The 20,358-nt window shown below is 68.3% G+C and carries 19 protein-coding genes; 5 read left to right on the top strand and 14 right to left on the bottom strand.

Translation table 11 applies throughout. The features are described 5' to 3' along the window. The 8 genes from RS83_RS09570 to RS83_RS09535 form a co-directional block, all read right to left on the bottom strand. Positions 1–1,095 carry an NAD-dependent epimerase/dehydratase family protein gene (locus RS83_RS09570; protein WP_045279271.1) on the bottom strand — a complete coding sequence of 365 codons (1,095 nt, stop codon included), beginning with the start codon at positions 1,093–1,095 and terminating at the stop codon, positions 1–3. After that, on the bottom strand, positions 1,092–2,144 hold the full coding sequence (locus RS83_RS09565; RefSeq protein WP_045279270.1) for an SDR family NAD(P)-dependent oxidoreductase: 1,053 nt from the start codon (positions 2,142–2,144) through the stop codon (positions 1,092–1,094). Before RS83_RS09565 ends, RS83_RS09570 begins: the two co-directional genes overlap by 4 nt. Next, positions 2,141–3,364: a glycosyltransferase family 4 protein gene (locus RS83_RS09560; RefSeq protein ID WP_045279269.1), complete on the bottom strand. Its 1,224-nt coding sequence runs from the start codon at positions 3,362–3,364 to the stop codon at positions 2,141–2,143. Before RS83_RS09560 ends, RS83_RS09565 begins: the two co-directional genes overlap by 4 nt. After that, the gene (locus RS83_RS09555) at positions 3,361–4,026 is read right to left on the bottom strand and encodes a NeuD/PglB/VioB family sugar acetyltransferase (RefSeq protein ID WP_045279268.1); all 666 of its coding nucleotides are present in this window, start codon (positions 4,024–4,026) and stop codon (positions 3,361–3,363) included. Before RS83_RS09555 ends, RS83_RS09560 begins: the two co-directional genes overlap by 4 nt. Further along, entirely contained in the window at positions 4,019–4,642 is a 624-nt protein-coding gene (locus RS83_RS09550) for a sugar transferase (protein WP_269429886.1), read from the bottom strand. Before RS83_RS09550 ends, RS83_RS09555 begins: the two co-directional genes overlap by 8 nt. Before the next feature lies 1 nt (position 4,643). Further along, positions 4,644–5,777: a DegT/DnrJ/EryC1/StrS family aminotransferase gene (locus RS83_RS09545; RefSeq protein WP_231587760.1), complete on the bottom strand. Its 1,134-nt coding sequence runs from the start codon at positions 5,775–5,777 to the stop codon at positions 4,644–4,646. Next, positions 5,774–7,591: a nucleoside-diphosphate sugar epimerase/dehydratase gene (locus tag RS83_RS09540; RefSeq protein ID WP_045279266.1), complete on the bottom strand. Its 1,818-nt coding sequence runs from the start codon at positions 7,589–7,591 to the stop codon at positions 5,774–5,776. The genes RS83_RS09545 and RS83_RS09540 overlap by 4 nt, the downstream gene beginning before the upstream one ends. A gap of 269 nt (positions 7,592–7,860) precedes the next feature. Further along, complete coding sequence (locus tag RS83_RS09535; protein WP_045279265.1) at positions 7,861–8,988, bottom strand: hypothetical protein; 1,128 nt, start codon at positions 8,986–8,988, stop codon at positions 7,861–7,863. Between the two features lie 116 nt (positions 8,989–9,104). Between RS83_RS09535 and RS83_RS09530 the strand changes: the two genes are divergently transcribed. Next, positions 9,105–10,484: a polysaccharide biosynthesis tyrosine autokinase gene (locus RS83_RS09530; RefSeq protein WP_045279264.1), complete on the top strand. Its 1,380-nt coding sequence runs from the start codon at positions 9,105–9,107 to the stop codon at positions 10,482–10,484. Between the two features lie 79 nt (positions 10,485–10,563). Beyond that, positions 10,564–12,006 (top strand): polysaccharide biosynthesis tyrosine autokinase, encoded by a 1,443-nt coding sequence (locus RS83_RS09525; protein ID WP_045279263.1) that lies wholly within the window; start codon positions 10,564–10,566, stop codon positions 12,004–12,006. A gap of 20 nt (positions 12,007–12,026) precedes the next feature. Here the strand turns inward: RS83_RS09525 and RS83_RS09520 are convergent, their stop codons facing one another. Then, positions 12,027–12,470 carry a GtrA family protein gene (locus RS83_RS09520; RefSeq protein WP_045279262.1) on the bottom strand — a complete coding sequence of 148 codons (444 nt, stop codon included), beginning with the start codon at positions 12,468–12,470 and terminating at the stop codon, positions 12,027–12,029. A 61-nt stretch (positions 12,471–12,531) separates the two neighbouring features. Here RS83_RS09520 and RS83_RS18295 point away from each other — a divergent pair, with 61 nt between their 5' ends. Both RS83_RS18295 and RS83_RS09510 read left to right on the top strand, forming a co-directional pair. Beyond that, on the top strand, positions 12,532–13,317 hold the full coding sequence (locus tag RS83_RS18295) for a glycosyltransferase family 2 protein (RefSeq protein WP_052679040.1): 786 nt from the start codon (positions 12,532–12,534) through the stop codon (positions 13,315–13,317). Further along, positions 13,314–14,786: a hypothetical protein gene (locus RS83_RS09510; RefSeq protein ID WP_156153169.1), complete on the top strand. Its 1,473-nt coding sequence runs from the start codon at positions 13,314–13,316 to the stop codon at positions 14,784–14,786. Before RS83_RS18295 ends, RS83_RS09510 begins: the two co-directional genes overlap by 4 nt. 70 nt (positions 14,787–14,856) lie before the next feature. On the opposite strand, the gene glmM is transcribed toward RS83_RS09510, so the two are convergent. The 3 genes from glmM to rplM are packed head-to-tail and all read right to left on the bottom strand — an operon-like array spanning position 14,857 to position 17,189. Beyond that, a complete protein-coding gene (gene glmM, locus RS83_RS09505) occupies positions 14,857–16,215 on the bottom strand; it encodes a phosphoglucosamine mutase (protein WP_045279260.1) in 1,359 nt (452 codons plus the stop codon). Positions 16,216–16,229: 14 nt separating this feature from the next. Continuing rightward, a complete protein-coding gene (gene rpsI / locus RS83_RS09500; protein WP_045279259.1) occupies positions 16,230–16,715 on the bottom strand; it encodes a 30S ribosomal protein S9 in 486 nt (161 codons plus the stop codon). Positions 16,716–16,742: 27 nt separating this feature from the next. Beyond that, complete coding sequence (gene rplM, locus RS83_RS09495; RefSeq protein ID WP_045279258.1) at positions 16,743–17,189, bottom strand: 50S ribosomal protein L13; 447 nt, start codon at positions 17,187–17,189, stop codon at positions 16,743–16,745. Positions 17,190–17,649: 460 nt separating this feature from the next. On the opposite strand from rplM, the gene RS83_RS09485 reads away from it, so the two are divergent. Next, complete coding sequence (locus RS83_RS09485; RefSeq protein WP_045279256.1) at positions 17,650–18,639, top strand: hypothetical protein; 990 nt, start codon at positions 17,650–17,652, stop codon at positions 18,637–18,639. A gap of 113 nt (positions 18,640–18,752) precedes the next feature. On the opposite strand, the gene RS83_RS09480 is transcribed toward RS83_RS09485, so the two are convergent. Beyond that, positions 18,753–19,421 (bottom strand): endonuclease/exonuclease/phosphatase family protein, encoded by a 669-nt coding sequence (locus RS83_RS09480; RefSeq protein WP_045279255.1) that lies wholly within the window; start codon positions 19,419–19,421, stop codon positions 18,753–18,755. Between the two features lie 44 nt (positions 19,422–19,465). Then, on the bottom strand, positions 19,466–20,356 hold the full coding sequence (locus RS83_RS09475; protein WP_045279254.1) for a hypothetical protein: 891 nt from the start codon (positions 20,354–20,356) through the stop codon (positions 19,466–19,468). Positions 20,357–20,358 lie beyond the last annotated feature (2 nt).

Raw genomic sequence — 20,358 nt, 5'->3', positions numbered from 1 at the left:
TCACACTGCCTCGGCAATCGTGTCGGGGTTTGCGGGGTCGAAGATGTCGTTGGTCCAGAACGAGGTGTACAGCAGGTCGTCACCGATGTTGGTGATGTTGTGCGACCACATCGTCGGCATGTCGACGGCACCGGGTGCATCGCCCGAGACCTCGAAGGAGACGACCTCATCAGAGTACAGGCGGCGCAGCGAGATCCGGGCGCGGCCCTGCAGCACCGTGAAGCGCTCGATCTTGCGTCGGTGGTAGTGATCGCCGCGGGTCACGCCTGGCACGGTCGTCGAGAACGACGACTGCCCCGGACCACCGTGCGACCGGATGATCTCGAAGAACGATCCGCGTGCGTCCGCGTGCCTGGTGAGGTCGATCGGCGACTGCGCAGGGAAGGTGTACGAGCGGTACGTGTTGAACAGGTCGCGATCGAAGTCATCGGCGACGCTGGGGATCTCGCCCCGACCATAGAGTTCGGCGTAGCCCTGCAGCCGCGCGAGCAGGCCGGTCACGGACTCATACCGCTCGAGTTCGCCGAGCCGCTGCAACGGCACCGTTCCGGTGAGCAGATCGACGGCGTTCTGCGCGTGCAGGAGCGTGAGCTCCTTGTCGTGCTCGACGACCGGGCTCTCGCCTGCCGCGATCAGGTGACTGAACGTCGCGGTGACCGCGTTGTAGAACGGACGCCCGTGCTCACCGAACAGGTTCGGCAGCTGCACATCGATGAACTCGGCCCCGACATCGGATGCCGCGCCGGCGAGGATCTCGGCGGCCCGGGCCTTCGCCTCACCGTAGACCGAGCCGTTCGTCGACTGCGTCGAGTTCGCGTACACGACGACCGGTGGTGGTGTCTTCGCCGCCCGCAGCGCCGACGCGAGCTGTTCGGCGAAGCCGATGTTGCCCGCGGTGACCTCCTCATCGGAGGCACGGTTGACCCCGGCGATGTGAATCGCGCGGTCGCTGCCGTCGACGGCGGCCGTGGCAACGCGCAGATCGAAGGCATCACCGACCGGAACCGCAGAGACGACAGTTCCGGATTCCTGCACCGCGGAGCGCAGGTGCCAGCCGAGGAAGCCACCGGCGCCGGTGACGGCGAATCGAGTCACGAGTTCGTCACCGAGGTCTCGGGGAGCCCGGCCTGGCGCAGTTCGGCACGCACCTCCGGCAGCGTGAGGAGGAGTTCTTCGACTTCTCCGACCGACATCTGCTGCACGGTGTGCGAGTCGTAGTCCTCGAAGCGGCTCTGGGTGACGTCGCCCTCCTCGAAGTACACGCTGTAGTTCAGGTCGCGGTTGTCGGCCTGCACTCGGAAGTAGTCGCCCATGTCGCGAGCGCGGGAGAGCTCCTCCCGGGTGGCGAGCGCCTCCGACAGCTTCTCCGCGTGACGGGTGCCGATGACCTCGAGCTTCGCATCCGAGCGGAACAGGTTGAGCACTGCCTGGGCGAGCGTGCCGATCGAGGTCGCCTTCGCCTTGCGCACGAAGAGGTCGCCCTGCTGCGCGTTGCGGAACGCGAACTCGACGAGGTCGACCGAGTGCGCAAGCGACATCATGAACCGCGTCATCTCGGGGTTGGTGATCGTGATGTCGTTGCCCGCCTTGATCTGACGGATGAACAGCGGGATGACGGAGCCACGGGAGTACATCACGTTGCCGTATCGCACGCACGACACCGTGGTGTCGGTGTTCGGGTTGTTGAGCCCGTGCGACTGCGCCACCTTCTCCATCAGGGCCTTCGACATGCCCATCGCGTTCACCGGATAGACGGCCTTGTCGGTGCTGAGCGCGACGACCGAGCGCACGCCGTTGCGGTCGGCCGCGCGGACGACGTTCTCGCTGCCGTGCACGTTCGTGCGGACCGCTTCCATCGGGAAGAACTCGCACGAGGGGACCTGCTTGAGGGCCGCCGCGTGGAAGATGAAATCGACGTCGCGCGTCGCGCGATCGACGCTGTCGTAGTCGCGGACGTCACCGACGTAGAACCGCAGACGCGAGTCCTTGATCTCGTGACGCATCAGATCCTGCTTCGCCTCGTCACGACTGAAGATGCGGATCTCGGCGACGTCGCGCTCCAGCAGCTTCTTGGCGACCGTGTGCCCGAACGACCCGGTGCCGCCGGTGACCAGCACGCGCGCTCCGCCGTATGACTCGCTCATCGTCCTCTACTCGTTCCCTTCGCGGCTGCAGACAGCAGCTCCTCGATACTGGAGATCCCCGACTCGCGGGAGAAGTGTGTGTCGTACATCGCCCTGCCCTTGCGGGCCATCGCCGCACGCTCGTCGGGGGCGAGCGTCGCGGCACGCCGGAATGCAGCCGTCAGCGAAGCGACGTCTTCGGCATCCGCCGTCAGCCCGACGCCGTCTGCCTCGACGAGGCCTCGCACATCGCCCTGGACCGTGGTGATCACCGGCACGCCGGCCGACAGCACCGCCTGGAACTTCGACGGGATCGTGCCGCGGAACACGGGCATGTCCTTCAGCGAGACGAGCGCGAAGTCCGTGCGTGCATAGATCTCGGGCATCCGCTCGCGCTGTACCGGCTCCTCGAAGCGCACGTTGGTCGCCCCGAGTTCGGCGACGAGGGCCTGCAGCTCCGTCCGCGCGACGCCGTCGCCGACGATCGTGAGCACAACGCCGTCGTCAGCGGCGGCATGCGCTGCCCGCACTGCAGTGCCGAGATCCTGCATGTCCCCGACGTTGCCGGCATAGACGATCTCGGCACGGGGCGCATCGACAGACGGCAGGGCGGAGGTGACAGGCTCGCCGGCATCCGCCCAGTTGTAGACGAGGTGCGCTCGTTCCTGAGCGACGCCGCGCGAGACGAGGGTGCGCACCATGGTCGGTGCGATTCCGATGACGGCGGATGCGCGACCGTATGCGCTGCGCAACCACGGCCCGAGCACGCCCGAGATGATCCGTTCCTTCACGCCGCCCGCCATCATGGACGAGCCGATGATCGAGTCTGGCCACAGATCCTGCACGTGCAGGACATAGGGACGTCCGCCGGTCACACGCCAGAGCCACGGGCCGAACCCGGCCGTCATCTGCGTGGCGTAGACGTAGACGACATCCGCACCACTGGACAGTCGGCGCGCGGTCGCCGAGCTGAGCGCGAATGAGAAGTAGTTGAGCATCCGCTTGAGGGCGTTCTGCGAGTGGTCCGCGAACAGCGGCACGCGGTGCAGTTCGACCGCTCCGTCCTTCTCGACGGAGCGCCAGCGCTGGCGGTAGCCGGGAAAGACCCGGCCGGTCGGATAGTTCGGGAAGCCGGTGAGCACCTTCACCTGGTGTCCGCGCGCCGCGAGACCGCGTGCCAGGTCAGCTGGGAGCGGCACAGCCTCCGGCGGGTAGTACTGCGAGACGATGAGCACCTTCACGACGATGCACCCGTGCCCAGGACGCGCGCCGGCACACCGACCACGACGGTCCCCGAGTCGACGTCCTTCGTCACACACGCAGCAGCACCGACCGTCGCACCTGCGCCGACCGAGAGCCCCTGCAGCACGACCGACCCGGCGCCGAGCAGCGTTCCGGTCTCGATCACGACGTTGCCGGAGACGATGGCGCCGGGGTTCACCGAGACGAAGTCGGCGAGCGTCGCATCATGCCCGATGATGCATGCCGGGTTCAGGTGCACGTGATCGCCGATCGACACGTTCGTCGACACCTGCACGCCCGAGGTGATCACGACGCCGTCGCCGATGCTCGGCTGCGAGCCGATCACAGCACTGGGGTGGATGAGGGTCTTCGCCCGCAGACCTGCGGCGGCGAACCGCTCGGCGACCTTCGAGCGGATGCCGGGAGACCCGATCGCCACGACGAAGCGCTCGTCGCCGGTCGCGGTGGGCAACCATTCCTCGTCCGTGCCGAGATACGCGATGCCGCGTGCGCCCAGGCGTCCGAGGTCGTCCTGACGCGGACCCGCATCGACGACGCCGACGAGGTGCAATGGCTCCCCAGCGGCGATGAGCGCCTCGACCACGTCGAGCGTCTCACGGCCGAAGCCGCCCGCGCCGATGACGACGATCCGTTCAGGCATCCGCTTCTCCGAACTTCCGCATCGTGACGTGTCCTTCTGCGCTGATCCCCTCGCGTGCCACGACCGATCGGACCGTGTCGACCAGGATCCGCGCGTCGAGCGCGAAGCTGCGCTGGTCGACGTACTGCACGTCGAGCGCGAACCGCTGCTCCCACTCAACCGTATTGCGACCATTGACCTGCGCGAGCCCGGTGATCCCCGGACGCACCTCGTGTCGACGCGACTGCTCCGGCGTGTAGCGCGGCAGGTATTCGACCAGCAGCGGGCGCGGACCGACGACGCTCATGTCGCCGTGCAGCACATTCCAGAGGGAGGGCAGCTCGTCGAGACTCGTCGAACGCAGGATGCGGCCGAAGCGCGTGAGTCGCTGCTCGTCGGTCACCAGGCCCCTGGACTCATCGACGTTGCGCATCGACCGGAACTTGTAGAGACGGAACACCCGCCCACCGCGCCCCGGGCGGGGCTGCGTGAACAGCACGGGGCTGCCGAGGTTGAGGCGGACGACGAGGGCGGTGATCAGGATGACGGGACTCAGGACGACGAGCCCGACGGCGGATGCCGCGGCATCGAGCGCGCGCTTGGCGACGTCGTACGGCCGGCGTGTGCGACGAGCCACCTCAGCGCCCATCGAGGAAGGCGGCGATCGCGGAGCGCACGCGCTCCCGCTGCTCGGCCGTCAGCGCCGAACCGCTCGGCAGGGTGAGGCCCCGTTCGAACAGCGCCTCGGAGGCCCCGGTGATCACTCCCCGCGAACCTGCGAACACGGGCTGCAGGTGCATCGGCTTCCACAGCGGACGGCTCTCGATGTCGTCGGCGCCGAGCACCGCGGCGAGTTCGTGCGGCTGCCAGCCGGTGACGTCCGAGTCCACGATGATCGAGGTCAACCAGACGTTGTCGTCCTGGTCGCCCGCAGTGCCGAACACCTCGACGCCGGCGACATCGGCGAACAGCTCCTTGTACAGCTCGCGCACCTCACGGCGCCGAGCGATCATCGCGTCGAGGCGCTGCAGCTGTGCGCGCCCGAGGGCAGCGAGCAGGTTGCTCATGCGGTAGTTGTAGCCGATGTCCGTGTGCTCGTAGTGGACGACCGGCTGCCGGGCCTGCGTCGCGAGGTACCGCACGTGCTGTGCGATCTCCGGCTCATCGGTCAGCAGCATCCCGCCGCCGGACGTGGTCATGATCTTGTTGCCGTTGAACGACACGATCGATGCGCGACCGAAGCTGCCTGCTGCGGTGCCGCGGTGGCTCGCGCCGAGCGACTCCGCCGCATCCGAGAGCACAGGCACGTCGTACTCGGCAGCAGCGGCGAGGATCGCGGTGTAGTCGACCGCTTTGCCGAGCAGGTCGACCGGCACGATCGCGGCGACCCGCTCGCCCGCGGCGTGCAGCTGCTGCAGCGCCTGGCGGAGCAGCGCCGGGTCCATGTTGCCGGTCTCGGGGTCGGCGTCGATGAAGTACGGCTCGGCGCCGGTGTAGACGATCGCGTTGGTCGTCGCGGCGAACGTCATCGTCGAGGTGAGCACGATGTCGCCCGGCTCGATGCCGAGGGTCAGCAGCCCGAGGTGCAGCGCGGCGGTGCCGGAGCTGAGCGCGACGCCGTGCGCCACGCCGACCCGCTCCGCGAGCTCGCGCTCGAAGGCGTCGACGTCGGGGCCGAGCGGCGCGATCCATCCGGAGCGCATCGCCGCGAGGACCGCATTCTCCTCGAGCTCGCCGACGTCGGGCGAGGACATGTAGATCCGTGCGGTCACTTCTTGAACTCCGTGCTGTCGAGTCTGATGGGCTCGATGATGGCGGTGTCGTTGTTGCGCGGCACTGCCAGCATCCGCGCCTCCCAGCCTGCCTTGTCGAGGCGGTCAGGCGAGATCGAATCGGCCTTGGTGTGCGACACCTTCGGGTGGAACGGACGCTCGAGGTCTTCGGTCGACCCGACGAGCACCTCGTGCAGCTTCTCGCCGTGACGGAGCCCCGTGAACACGATCTCGATCTTCTTGCCCGACATCGCGATCATGCGCTTGGCGACCTCGAGGATCGATACCGGCTCGCCCATGTCGAGGATCAGCACCTCGCCGGCGCGGCCGATGCCGCCGGCCTGGATCACGAGCTGGCACGCCTCGGGGATGGTCATGAAGTAGCGCGTGACATCGGGGTGCGTGACCGTGATCGGTCCGCCGGCTTCGATCAGCGTCTGGAACGTCGGCAGCATCGAACCGCGGCTGCCGATCACGTTGCCGAAGCGCACCGAGAGGTACCGCATGCCCGATTCCTCGCCAGCCCATGCGGTGAGCTTCTCGGCGACGCGCTTGGAGTGCCCGAGCACACTGGTCGGGTTGGCCGCCTTGTCGGTGGAGATGTTGACGAAGGTGTCGACGCCGACGGCCTGCGCGGCGGTGAGCACGTTCAGCGTGCCGAGCACGTTCGTCTTCCAAGCTTCGTCCGGGTACTGCTCGAGCATCGGCAGGTGCTTGAGCGCTGCCGCGTGGAACACGACCTCTGGGCGGCGGTCGGCGAAGATGCCGTTCAGCGTCTCGGTCTCACGGATGTCGGCGAGCACCACATCCCTCGAGTCGAGGAGGCCGTGCCCCGACGTCCCGAGCTGTGCGAGCTGCAGGCCGGTCTCGTCACGATCGAGCATGATGAGCTCGCTCGGCCCGTACTTCGACAGCTGCCGGCAGAGCTCCGACCCGATCGATCCGCCGGCGCCCGTGACGAGCACTCGACGCCCGGTCACGTAGCCGGCGATGAGCTCGACGTTGGTGTCGACCGGATGCCGGCCGATGAGGTCTTCGATGCTGATGTCGCGCAGATCGCTCGCCGACTGCTCGCCGGACATCATGTTGGCGAGCGTCGGCGTGATGGTGACGCGGAGTCCGGCCTGCTCGGCGTCGTCGGCGAGGCGGCGCAGCAGCATGCTGTCGGCTCCGCCGATCGCGATGACCAGGGTGGTGGCGCCGGTGTCCTCGGCGGCGGCGGCGATCTCGGTCGTGCGGCCGATCACCGGCACACCGCGCAGACGCAGGTTCTTCTTCGCCGGGTCGTCGTCGAGGATGCCGACGGCGCGCAACGGCGACGTGGGGTCGGTCATCATCTGGTGCAGCAGCATGTCGCCGACGTAGCCGCCGCCGACGATGAGTGCCGGCTCCGCCTCGGCTCCGGGCTTGCGATGGCGCTCGATCACGAGGCGCGCGCTGTAGCGGACCCCGAACATGAGCAGCAGCACGAAGGGGAAGGCGAGGATGACGGTGCCGCGAGGCAGCCCGACGAACGGTCCCACGATCATCACGACGGCAGACAGCACGGCGGCCTGCACGAGGACGGCGATGCCGAGCGCGCGCACCTCATCGAAGGAGCCGTAGGTGAAGCGGCCGCGGTAGAGGGCGAGGTAGTAACCGACGACGACCTGGCTCGCTGCGGCGATGACCGCGAGCACGGCCATGGAGACCCAGCCACGCGGCGTGGGCTCGAACTCGAATCGCAGCACGACGGCGATGACGATGCCGAAGATCCACGCGGCGCTGTCGACGACGGCAGCGGTGATCCTCCTCCGTCGCTGCCAGACCGACACTTGCTCGTTCCGCTCAGAACCCGATGGCACATTACCCCCTGCACGCGCAGCAGCGCGTGGTCCTCTCGTCAGGGCTGGGGACCCGCGAGAGGTTTCGATGTCTCAGTCGCACCACATGTACTGGTTCCATCGTGACACACCGATCATCCAGCGGAATGCTGGAATGCCGGTTTCGCGCAGACTGCGACGAAGAATGACGAACGCTGGATCAATTCACGAATACGAGCAAAACAGCGCGCGCAGGTCGGATGCTGCGTCAGCCGTCGTGCTCAGGGCACGGTATCGGGCTCGGTCTGCTCCGGCGGGTTCGTCGGATCGGTCGGCGGCGTCGTCTCCGTGCCGGGGTCTGACGGCGTCTGGGTCTGCGTCCGGTTGCCCGTGCTCCGGTTCGCGTTCGCCTCCCGCTGCCGCTCGGCTTCCTCGACCGCGAGGCTCTGATTCGCGCGGAGGGCGCGCACCGCATCGCGGTATGCGACCAGCGTCGCGACGCCGGCCTCGGTGGTGAGGTCCGCGGCTTCGACATTCGCTGCGGCGAGCGTCACGGCATCCCGCAGCGTTTGCCGCGCGCCCGATACATCGTCGAGTTCGCGCTGCGCACTCGCGCCGACCGCTGCACGGAGGGCATCGACACCCGCGGTGAATCCCGCGGTAGCGTTCTCGATGTTCTGCCTGATCGATCGCAGCTCGCTGTTCTGCCCGTCGACGAGACCTGCGCGTGCCTGCACCTCATCGATCGCGGTCGCGACACTCGAGAGCGACTGCTCGTCGACCGTCGGCTTGATCCACTCGGGGAGTTCCTCGGGCAGGGCGACCGTCTGGAGCGCGGCGATGTACTGGGCAGCGGTCGCATTCGCGGCGTCGACCGTCGCGGCGTCGAAGAACGGGTCCTCGTCGTCAGCGGGTGCGAGCGTCGCGAGCGCTCCCTGGAAGGCCTGAGCGTTCGACAGACCGGTCTGCAACTGGCCCTCCACACGGAGCCGGGATGCCGTGAGGCCCAGTTCGGCGGAGAGCAGGGATTCCGCGTCGGACTGCAGGAGCACCGCGGCATCACCCGCGGGGCTCGCATTCGCGATCTGCACAGCGGTGAACGTCGATGCGACAGCCACGGCGACGACGGCAGCAGCACCGGTGAGCACGCTCAGCCAGTCGACGCGCCGCGGCGGACGACGGGTGGACGACGGCGCCGGGACCAGCGGCATCGGCGCTCGATCAGCTGCAGCGGCCTCGACCATCGCGACGAGCCGCGGCAGGTCGTGTCCTGCCCCGTCGGCGATGCGCGTGGTCCGCCGACGCCCGACGAGGGCATCGAGTCCGCCGATGGATGCCGCGGCATCCGCTTCCTGGAGCCGAGCACGGTCGCGCGTCTTGTCGAGGTCGAAGATCTCGTCGTCCGACATGCGCTCCCCTGGTTCCATTGCGCCACGCGTGGCCTCCGGCAATATATCGGAGGCTCGACAGGTAGTGTCTTGAAAGGATACGGCGACCGCCGAAGGATCTGAAGTCATGGGGGGTCATGAACATCCAGCTGGCGCTGCGCGCGCTTCGGCACAACCTCGTGCTGATCGTGTCATTGACGCTGATCGGTCTCTCCGCCGGCGTCCTCATCGCCATCACGACTCCGACTCGGTACACGACGACGGCCGATGTCTTCGTGATCGGGCAGGCCCAGGGCGCCGCCGGCACACCGACCACCGCCGAGCTGAACCTCGCCCGCACGTACGCGTTGCAAGCAGTGACCAGCTACGTCACGATCATCCCGAGCGCGATCGTGCTGCAGCCCGTCATCGACGATCTCGGACTCAACGACACTCCCGCACAGCTCGCCGGTCGCGTCTCCGCCTCGGCGGCGGTGGCCGCGACGACCATCTCGATCACCGTCACCGATGCCATGCCCGGGCGGGCCGCACGGATCGCGAACGCCGTGGCCGACAGCTTCTCGACCGTGGTGGCCGAACAGCTCGAGCGACCCTCCGATGGCCGCGCCAGCATCGTCCGAGTCGATGTGATCCAGCCGGCCACGGTGCCGACGGCAGCGTCCGCGCCCAATCGCCCGCTGTCCATCGCGGGCGGCGGACTTCTCGGCCTCGCCGCCGGCATCCTCCTCACCGTGCTGCGGACCACCCTCGACGCACGCGTCCGCAGCATCGAGGATGCAGCCGAGGCGACCGGCGCACCAGTGCTCGGCACGACGATCTTCGACGCCTCCGTCGGTGCGCGCCCGCTCGTCGTCTCGGCCGGCGGCAGCGATCCGCGCGCCGAGGCGTACCGCTCGCTCAGGACCAGCGTGCAGTTCCTGCGTCCAGCAGGCGAGACGCCGTCGTACGTCGTGACGAGCGCGGGCCCGGGCGAGGGGAAGTCGACCACGATCGCCAACCTCGCGATCGCCTTCGCGGAGACCGGCGCGAAGGTCGCCCTGGTCGACGGAGATCTGCGACTCCCCCGCATCGCCGAGTACTTCAGCATCGAGGGTGGGGTCGGCCTCACCGAGGTGCTGGCCGGGCGCCTCTCCGCCGCCGACGCGATGCAGCGCTGGGGCCGAGGGACGCTGTTCGTCCTCCCCTCGGGGACTGTCCCCCCGAATCCCGCGGAGCTCCTGGGGTCGACCGAGATGGGACGCCTGCTCGACGACCTCCGCGAGGCGTTCGACATCGTCCTGATCGATGCCCCGCCGGTGGTGCTCGTCACGGACGCCGCCGTGATCGCCCGGCGCACCTCGGGCGCGATCCTCGTCACGGCCGCAGGCAAGTCGGTCATCCCGCGCGTGCGCGACGCCGTCACCAACATCGAGAACGTCGGCGCACGGGTCCTCGGCACCGTCGTGACGATGCTGCCGACCCGCGGACCCGACCGTGCGCTCGCAGGTTCCTACGGGTACGGCGCCGACGCGGGATAGACCAGGGCGCCACCGAGCGCCCGACATACACTGATCCGAATCGCGTCCGATCGCGACGACAACCAGAGGGAAAGACCACGTGGAGCTCCGCGACTACATCCGCATCCTGCAGAAGAACTGGATCGTCATCCTGGTTCTCCTCATCGTCGGCCTCGCCGGCGGCGGCGCGTACGCCTACCTGCAGGCGCCGAAGTACGTCACGTCGACACAGCTGTACGTCTCCGTGCGCACAGAAGGAGCCGCCACCGGTGACCTGGTGCAGGGCACGACCTTCGCGAGGCAGATGGTCACGAGCTACGTCGACACCATCGGAACCGCACTCGTGCTCGACCCCGTGATCGAAGAACTCGGCCTCGACCTCACCGCGCGTCAGCTCGCGGGCAAGGTGTCGGCGAGCACGCCCCTGAACACCGTCATGATCAACATCACCGTCACCGACACCGATCCGGAACGCGCGGCGAAGATCGCCAACCAGACCGCGGTGAGCTTCACCGACGCGGTGCAGAACACGCTCGAGCGTCCGGCCGTCGAGGGAGGGGTGAGCCCGGTGCACGTCACGGTGACGAACCCCGCCGCGGTTCCGACCGGCCCGTCCAGCCCGAACGTCCCGCTCCTGGTGATCATCGGAGGGCTGCTCGGCCTCGCCGTCGGCATCGCCTTCGCGGTCCTGCGCACGGTGCTCGACACCCGCATCCACACGCTGCACGACCTCGAGATGATCACCGATCGTCCGCTCCTCGGCGGAATCGCGTTCGACCCCGATGCGCCCAAGCGACCGTTGATCGTGCACGCCGACCCGCGCAGCCCGCGCGCCGAGTCGTTCCGCGCGCTGCGCACGAACCTGCAGTTCCTCGACGTCGATGCCGAGTCGCGCACCTTCGTCATCTCGAGCTCGGGCCCCGGCGAGGGCAAATCGACCACCACCGCGAACCTCGCGATCGCGCTCGCCGAGACTGGCGCGCGCGTCGCGCTGATCGACGGCGATCTGCGCCTCCCCCGAATCGCCGACTATATGGCGATGGAGGGCGGCGTCGGCCTCACCAACGTGCTGATCGGACAGGTGCCCCTGTCGGAGGCGCTGCGCAAGTGGGGCACGAACGAGCTCTACGTGCTGCCCAGCGGTGCGGTACCACCGAACCCGAGCGAGCTGCTCGGGTCGAGCGCCATGGACACGGTGCTGTCGACGCTGTCCGAGTACTTCGACTACATCCTGATCGACGCGCCGCCGCTGCTGCTGGTGACGGATGCCGCCGTGATCGGCAAGAAGACGCGGGGGCTCATCCTCGCCGCCGCCTCCGGCAAGACCCGCAAGCCGGAGTTGCAGGGTGCGATCCGCACGCTCACGACCGCCGGGGTCGACCTGCTCGGTCTCGTCGTCACGATGCTGCCGACGAAGGGGCCGGACAGCTACGGCTACGGCGCCTACACGTATGGTGCGACGCACGAGTTGGGCGGCGATACGAGTCCGCGGACTGCGCGCAGAGTGGCCAGGCGTCGCGCTGCAGCTCGACGCGATGGCTGACGAGACCACCTGATGCGGCGTCAGCGCTTCGCAGGCGAGCGGAACACGATGAAGTGGTAGAGCACGAACCGCAGAGCGACGACGATCACGATGCTCACGAGGTTGACGGCGTTGACGGCGATCGCGCCCGGTGCCTTCCCGAGGATGCTCGCCGCCATCTCGACGCCGAGCCAGACGAGGCCGGCGCCGATCGCCGTGCAGGCGGCGTTCGTCAGCACGAACAGGACGAGTTCCGAGGTCCGGCTGCGGCGATCACGATGACGGAAGGTCCATTCGCGGTTGCCGAGGTACGCGTTCACCAGCGCGACGAGCGAGGCCACGATCTTGGCCGTGACGACGTCCCATCCCCACACGAACACGAGCAGGTTGAAGACGCCGATCTCGATCAGGGTGCTGAGCCCCCCGACGATCAGGAAACGGCCGCCGAGGCCTGCGATGCGCCGCAATCGAGAGGTCTGATTCATGTCTCGACTAGGCTACTTGCTGCGCGTACCCATTCCGCACGCGCTGCTTTCTGAGGAAAACGTGACGATCTCCCATCTCGCCATCGTGATGCCCGCCTTCAACGAAGTCGAGGGCATCAGCGGTTTCGTCGACGAGATCCGCGACGCGGTCGACCCGCTGGCCGATCGTGTGACCTTCCACATCGCCGATGATCGCTCGACCGATGCGACGGCATCCGCCTTCGACGGCATCGTCGACGCGACCGTCGAGGTGCAGCCGCACAACCGCGGACACGGCCCGACCGCTCTCGCCGCGTATCGCGCCGGTCTCGCGGCCGATCCCACCGTGCTCGTCCACGTCGACGGAGACGGCCAGTTCCTGGGGTCGGACTTCCCGCGGCTGATCTCGGCGCTCGTGTCTGAGGAAGCGGACGTCGTGCACGGTGTGCGCGACGGCCGCACCGACCCCTGGTACCGCAAGGTCCTCACGGGTGCAGTCGGCCTGCTCGTCGCCGTGCCGGCCGGACGCCGCATCCCCGACGTCAACACCCCGCTGCGGGCATACCGCCCTGCGGCACTCCGCGCATTGATCGAGGCGATCCCCGCCGACGCGAGCGTGCCGCATGTGCACTTCTCGCTCGCGGAAGCGCGTGGCGGCTTCGTCGTCCGTTATGTCCGCGTGGCCAGCATCCCGCGTCGCGGCGCGTCTGCCACCGGAACCATGTGGGGCCGTGGCACTCGCGTCGCCCTCCCGCCGAAGCGCCTGCGCCGGTTCGCGCTCTCGGCGCTCGGCGAGGCATGGCGGCTCTCGCTGCGCCCGTCAGCGCCGCTCCGCAGTGTCCGCCGACCGGAGCCGGTCTCGCGATGACCCGCGCGCGCGCCATCCTGTTCTGGGTGCTCGCAGCCGCCCTCGTGATCGGTCACGCGATCGTCGCCTGGCACAGTCTCGTCGTCTGGCGCGTCTGGGAGGACGAGGCGTTCAACCTCACCGTCCCGCGCAATCTGCTGGCGGGCCTCGGCTATGCGAGCGACGGCGCGCTCTCCGGTTCGACGATCACACTCTTCGATGCCCGGATCTCGACCGGCCCTGTCGTGCTGCTGCCGATCGCAGCCGTGCTCGCCACCGGCGCCGATCTCGTCGTCGGCGCCCGTCTCGTCCCGCTCGCGTACTGGGTGCTGCTCCTCGCGGGCCTCGCAGTCCTCGGGCGACGCATCGGCGGCCGCTGGGCTGCGCTGCTCGCCGTCGCCCTGCCGCTCGCGTTCACCGCTGCCGCCAACCAGTCGCCGATCCAAGGGCCGGCCGACATCCTCGGCGAGATCCCGGCGGCAGCGCTGCTGGTGTGGGCACTCATCGTCCTCCCCCGCCGCGCCTGGCTCGCGGGACTCCTGGTCGGGCTGGCCGTGCAGGCGAAACTCATCGCGTTGCTCGCACTCCCCGCCTTCGCCATCGCCCTGTGGCTGCTTTCCGACGGGCAGGGCTGGGCGCGTGTGCGAAACGCCCTCCGTCGCTCGTGGCTGCCACTGGCATTCGTGGCGCTGCCGACGTTCCTGTTCGAGCTCGCCGCCCTGTTCACGTTCGGCGTGACCGGATTCATCGAGCACCTTCGCGAGCTGGTCCGCTTCGTCCGCAGCGGTGGCCAAGTGGCCGCGACGACCGTGCCGGAGAAGCTCGCGACACTCGCGGGCTCGTGGTCCCTGCCAGGACTCTTCGCCGTACTGGCACTCGTCCTGCTCGCCGCACTCGTGATCACGGGCATCGTGATCGCGCGCCGCGACCCTCGTCCGGCCGACCGCCTGGTGTTCGTGTACGCGACCACGGCCGCTGTCGGCGCGCTCACCTTCATCGTCTGGTGGTCGACGGCCTCACACCTCCCGCTCTGGATCCGGCACCCGGCTGCCGGCATCCTCGCCTTCGTGCCTGTCCTCGCGGCCGTCGCGTTCTGGGCTGTGCGACGACTGCCGAAGGGGACCATGGCCCGGATCGCTGCAGGCGCCGGCGCCGTGCTGCTCGCGATCGTCGCCGTCGGCGGTGCCATGCACGTCACCACGACGTTGCAGGCCGACGGTGAGACCCTTGACGACCAGCGAGCTGCGGCGGCCCCGCTGGCCGAATGGGCGAGCGCGAACGACGAGCATTGGCTCGCAGCCGACCCCTGGGGGTCCGCGGTGTCGATCATCGTGCTCACCGGCGCGCACGCCGGTCTGTTCGATGCGCCCTCGATGCAGGACACACCGCGGCTCACTGCCGGCGAGTGCGGCACCGAGACTCTGGCAGAGGGCGTCAGCCCCGCATTGGCACAGAGCCACAACGGGTACCGCATCTGCGCCGCACCCTGATCGGGTCCGAGACATGACACCGGCCGGCCGCTGAATCAGCGACCGGCCGGTGTCATGTGTACGACGGGGTTCAGAGCGCGAGTCGCTCCGACACGACGTCCGCGAGGCGTTCGGCGTAGGTCTGCACCGACTCGGCGTCGGCGGCTTCGACCATGACGCGGACGAGCGGCTCGGTGCCGGACTTGCGCAGCAGCACGCGTCCGGTGTCGCCGAGCTCGGCCTCGATCGAACGCACGGCGTCCTGCACGACCTCATCGTCCGCGACGCGGTCCTTGTCGACACCGCGAACGTTGATCAGCACCTGCGGGTAGACGGTCATGACTGCTGCGAGCTCAGCTGCCGTCTTGTTCTGACGTGCCATCTCGGCGACCAGGTGCAGACCGGTGAGCAGACCGTCGCCAGTGGTCGCGTACTCGCTCATGATGACGTGACCGGACTGCTCGCCGCCGAGCGCGTAGCCACCCGCGTTCATGTCCTCGAGCACATAGCGGTCGCCGACTGCGGTCTGCCGCACGGTGATGCCATGCTCGCGCATCGCGACGTGCAGACCGAGGTTGCTCATCACGGTCGCGACGAGGGTGTCGTCGGTCAGGCGACCGCGCTCCTTCATCGAGACGGCGATGATCGCCATGATCTGGTCACCGTCGATGATCTTGCCCTGCGCATCGACGGCGAGGCAGCGGTCGGCATCGCCATCGTGCGCGATACCGATGTCGGCTCCCAGACGCACGACCGCCTCGGCGAGGTTGTCGAGGTGCGTCGAGCCGACGCCGTCGTTGATGTTCCAGCCATCCGGCTCGGCCCCGATGACGGTGACCTCGGCTCCGGCGTCGCGGAACGTCTCGGGAGACACACCGGATGCCGCACCGTGGGCGCAGTCGAGCACCACGTGGATGCCCGCGAGGCGATTCGGCAGTGAGCCGAGCAGATGAACGACGTAACGGTCCTCGGCATCGGAGAACCGGTCGATACGACCGACGCCGGCACCCGTCGGGCGCAGCATCTCGCCGGACATGGCCTCTTCGATGCGCTGCTCGACGACGTCGGGGAGCTTGCGTCCCCCACGAGCGAAGATCTTGATGCCGTTGTCGGAGGCGGCGTTGTGCGATGCCGAGATCATGACGCCGAAGTCGGCATCCCGATCCGCGACGAGGAACGCCAGCGCCGGCGTGGGGATGACCCCGGCCTCGAGGACGTCGACCCCGGACGAGGCGAGACCTGCAGCCACGGCTGCGGTCAGGAAGTGCCCCGAGACGCGAGGGTCACGGGCGACGACTGCGGTGAGACGCTTGCCTTCGGCTTTGCGAGACTCCGCAGTACGGCCCTGGCCCAGGACGACAGCAGTCGCCTGGGCCAGGGTGAGCGCGAGGTCGGCGGTGAGGATGCCATTGGCAAGTCCTCGCACGCCGTCCGTGCCAAAGATCGGCATCGGAGCAGTTGACCTTAACGCTTCGAGTACTGAGGCGCCTTACGGGCCTTCTTGAGTCCAGCCTTCTTGCGCTCCTTGACGCGAGCGTCACGGGAGAGGAAGCCGGCCTTCTTCAGGGTCGCGCGGTTGTTCTCCTCGTCGATGCCGTTCAGCGAACGAGCGATGCCGAGACGGAGCGCACCGGCCTGGCCCGAGGGGCCACCACCGGAGATGCGCGCGATGACGTCGTAGCCGCCGGCGAGGTTGAGAACCGTGAACGGGTCGTTGATCAGCTGCTGGTGCAGCTTGTTCGGGAAGTAGTCCTCGATCGTACGGCCGTTGACCGTGATCGTGCCCGAGCCGGGGATCAGACGCACGCGGGCGATCGCCTGCTTGCGACGACCGACTGCGGCGCCCGGGACGCTCAGCACGGGGCGGGGAGCCGCCTCGACTGCTTCGGTCTCGGGAGTCGAGGTCGAGAAGCTCTGGGGGGTTTCGGTGGTGTCCTGGATGTCAGCCACGAGTATGTCCTTAAGTCTTTACGGCGCTTACTGGGCGACCTGGTCGAGGGTGTACGTCTGCGGCTGCTGCGCGGCGTGCGGGTGCTCGGCACCGACGTACACCTTGAGCTTCGACAGCTGTGCGCGGCCGATGCTGTTCTTGGGGAGCATGCCACGGATGGCCTTCTCCACAGCGCGGACCGGGTTCTTCTCGAGCAGCTCGGCGTAGGTGACCGACTTCAGTCCACCCGGGTAACCGGAGTGGCGGTAGGCCAGCTTCTTCTGGAGCTTCTGACCGGTGAGCGCGACCTTCTCTGCGTTCACGATGATGACGAAGTCACCCGAGTCGATGTGGTTGGCGAAGGTCGGCTTGTGCTTGCCACGCAGGAGCGTCGCCGCGTGCGATGCCAGACGGCCGAGAACGACGTCGGTGGCGTCGATGACGACCCAATCGCGCTGGACTTCGCCAGCCTTGGGGGTGTAAGTGCGCGTCACGATAGTGCTGCTTTCTTGTGTCGAACGGAGAAGTTCGTGAATCCCACTCCGGGGTGGTTCTTCGCCTCCTGCTCATCGAGCTGGTGGAGACGGGAACACGCCAGTGGAGGGCTCACGTTCGGACGGAGACCGATTCCCACAAAAGGGAACGGCACCAAAGAGACAGCATACGCCACCGGGACCCGATCCTCAAAAACGGCGGGTGCGCGGCATCCTCCCGCTCGCCCTCCCGGGCGAAGGTGTCGCAGATGGGCGCCTCCGAGAGCGCGATGCGGCCGTTCCAGCCACCCGCGTTCGCGCAGGTGGCTGGAAGGGCCGCGTGAACAGAGAGGAAGCGGCCAAATGAGCCCCCTCCCACTCGTCCTGCACAAGACGCCCGGGAACGCAGACGTCACGAGGGCACCGGACACACGGCCGAGGGAGCGGCCCACGGCTCGCGACCGTTCACGAGGGTGGACGGATGCCGATAGCTCCGCGACCACTCCCCGCAGCACTCGGACCTCACTTCTCGGTGGCGCAGGCCGCTCGCGTCGACGTCTCACGCCGCCGACTTCGGGCGAAGGACCTCGAGGCTCCGTTCCACGGTGCCAGGCGGGCGATTCCCGACCACGCCGGAGCCGAGGATGCCGAAGGGGAACCACTCGCGATCGACCGCGCCCTCCGCGCACGCGTCGTCGAGGATGCACGCTCGTACTCGACGGTCATGCCGGCGGGCAGCTTCTTCTGCGGACGCACCGCGGCGGTCCTCTTCGGAGCTCCCATCGACCATGAGCGCGAACTGGAGGTCGCCGTGATCGCACCCCGGCGAGCGCCGCGCGGACGTGGGATCCGGGGGAGCAAGGTCGCGGCGAACCTGGTGTCGGTGCGCGTGCATGATGGGCTGCCGGTCGCCAGCCCCGCATCGACCTGGGCGATGCTCTGTCGCGAGCTCACGACGCGGCAGCTCGTCGTGCTCGGTGACGCCCTCGTGCGCATCCCGCGTGATCGCTTCGGGCGGCAGCATCCCGAGTCGGTCATCGCCATCAAAGCCGAGCTGCGCGCCGCGCTGGAAGCCGGGCCGCGTCCGCCCGGAACGACACGGCTGTCGGCCGCCCTCGACCGAGTCCGCATCGGAAGTTCATCGCCGCTGGAGACGGAGTTCCGGCTGGACGCCGAAGACCAAGGCCTCCCGACCCCGCGTCTGGACTCGGAGATCCGCGCGCGGCACGGACAGCTCCTCGGCATCTCGGAGTTCGCGTACCCGCGGTTCCGCACAGTCGTCGAGGTCGAGGGAGATCACCACCGCACATCGAGGAAGCAGTGGGATCGCGACCTCGCGAAGTACCGCGACTACGCGGATGCCGGGTGGGAGGTCGTGCGCCTCGCCTCGCGGAACATCCGGGGTGTCGCGCCGGATGCCGTCTCCATCGTGCGGCGGGTGCTCCTGCGTCGGGGCTGGGACGGTGCGTGACTGATCCCGCCTGTCGGAGGTGTCACGAACGGCCGCGTCGATCGCCAGGAGGCGGCCGTTCGCGACACCTCCCGCCCTGCGCGAGCCAGGGCGACGCGAGCAGGGGACGATGCTCAATCCGGGTGCGCCGTCACCAGGATCGGACGGTGGTCGCTCGACGCCTGCGGCAGCGTCGTGATCCCGTCGATCTGGAACCCGACCGAGGTCGCGAAGTCGTAGTGGCCGCGGAACACGCGGTAGCGCGTGTAGGTGTGGTCGTCGCTGAGCGTGAGGGCGTAGCCGTGGTCACGGACCGCCTGCCCGAGGTTCTCCTTGAACACCGGATAGTTGTAGTCGCCGACCATGAGCTGCGGCAGGTCTCCGCCGAGCTCGGCCAGCGCGGTCAGCGCCGCACGGATCTGGTGTCGTCGCAGGGAGTTGAGAGCCGTGAGCGGAGCGGCATGGAACGACGCGACGACGATCTCGCGGCCGTCGTCGATGTCGCGCAGACGCGCTCCGAGCACCCGTTCGTGCGCCGGCTTCAGCATCCGATCATGCAGGGACTTCTTCAGCTCGATCGCCCGGATGTGCTGCAGCTGGAACGTGTTCGTCCGGTAATACAGGGCGAGGCCGAGCCGATTTCCCTGCGTCGCGTCCGCGAGCACGAGCTCGCCGATGCGCTCGGGGAGACTCTGCACGTCGCACTCCTGCAGACACAGGATGTCGGGGTCGTGCTGTCCCACCAGTGCCACGAGTTCGGTGGCTGCCCGGTGCTTGCGCAGGTTGTACGAGATGACCTTCATGACCAGTCATACGCTACCCGGTACAGCTGTGGACCGGCTCAGCATCACCGTGCGTCTCCCCAACGGATGCCGAGGATGCCGGGGCCGAAGCCGTGCCTGAACGCATGCACCGACCCTGCTCTCACCGTGCGCGGGACGACGGTCTCACCAGCCTCGCTCTCGACGTACTCCTCGCACCATCGCGGCGCATGGTCGAGAGCGAACCGCACCCAGATCACGACCTCTCGAGCCGCGCGCGACGTGGCATGCCACACCGACTGACGAGGAGGACACCCCGGCGGGAACGTCTCCGCGTACTCGATCATCGCGGTCTCGCCCGTCGAGATCGGCTCGTCGAGCACGATCACAGCGCCCGAGAGCAGTCCGCCGGGATGCAGATATTCGCGATCGATCCTCCCGCCGATGACATCGGAGATGATCGGCACGACGTCGGCCTCCACCGGGGACATGTCGATCAGCGGCAGTTCCGAGATCGTCCCCTTGGTCGACTGGATGAGCGATCGTGTCACCACCCGCTCGACCGCACCGCCCTCCCCGACGCTGACCATCATCTGGGTGCAGAGATCACGCAGCGAATCCTGCGGCGCCGACTGAAGCGCCTCGATCGTCTCGTGCAGCTCTCGCTGCTCGCGTTCCCCCTCGAACGGCAGCCTCGGGGGCGCGACCGGTCCGAGCCTTGTCGATGGACCGAGCTGGCTCGCAAGGTGCCCACGGGCGAGGCCGAGACGATCTTCGAGTCCTTCGACGACCCCGAGCGAGAGTGCTCCTTCGGGTTGCCTGTCGCCCGAGCGCCAGTAGCTCAGCGTCGCGACCGAGACCGGGTTTCCGTCTGCCACGAGCTGCGACTGCAGACGGGCCAACGTGATCCCCCGCGCGGCGATCGCCGCTCGCAGTGCAGCAGCGAATGCGCTGCCCTTCCCCTCCAGCGGTTCCATCG

It is taken from the genome of Microbacterium oxydans, from assembly GCF_000956525.1.
Lineage (GTDB): Bacteria > Actinomycetota > Actinomycetes > Actinomycetales > Microbacteriaceae > Microbacterium > Microbacterium oxydans_A.
Note: the sequence above shows the minus strand (reverse complement) of the source record. Positions and strands in the feature narration are given on the sequence as shown.

Excerpts from the sequence above, each read along its gene's own strand:
- RS83_RS09565 (WP_045279270.1), bottom strand. The coding sequence starts at position 2,144 with ATGAGCGAGTCATACGGCGGAGCGCGCGTGCTGGTCACCGGCGGCACC.
- RS83_RS09555 (WP_045279268.1), bottom strand. The coding sequence starts at position 4,026 with ATGCCTGAACGGATCGTCGTCATCGGCGCGGGCGGCTTCGGCCGTGAG.
- RS83_RS09535 (WP_045279265.1), bottom strand. The coding sequence starts at position 8,988 with ATGTCGGACGACGAGATCTTCGACCTCGACAAGACGCGCGACCGTGCT.
- RS83_RS09530 (WP_045279264.1), top strand. The coding sequence starts at position 9,105 with ATGAACATCCAGCTGGCGCTGCGCGCGCTTCGGCACAACCTCGTGCTG.
- RS83_RS09520 (WP_045279262.1), bottom strand. The coding sequence starts at position 12,470 with ATGAATCAGACCTCTCGATTGCGGCGCATCGCAGGCCTCGGCGGCCGT.
- RS83_RS09510 (WP_156153169.1), top strand. The coding sequence starts at position 13,314 with ATGACCCGCGCGCGCGCCATCCTGTTCTGGGTGCTCGCAGCCGCCCTC.
- glmM (WP_045279260.1), bottom strand. The coding sequence starts at position 16,215 with ATGCCGATCTTTGGCACGGACGGCGTGCGAGGACTTGCCAATGGCATC.
- RS83_RS09485 (WP_045279256.1), top strand. The coding sequence starts at position 17,650 with ATGCCGATAGCTCCGCGACCACTCCCCGCAGCACTCGGACCTCACTTC.
- RS83_RS09480 (WP_045279255.1), bottom strand. The coding sequence starts at position 19,421 with ATGAAGGTCATCTCGTACAACCTGCGCAAGCACCGGGCAGCCACCGAA.
- RS83_RS09475 (WP_045279254.1), bottom strand. The coding sequence starts at position 20,356 with ATGGAACCGCTGGAGGGGAAGGGCAGCGCATTCGCTGCTGCACTGCGA.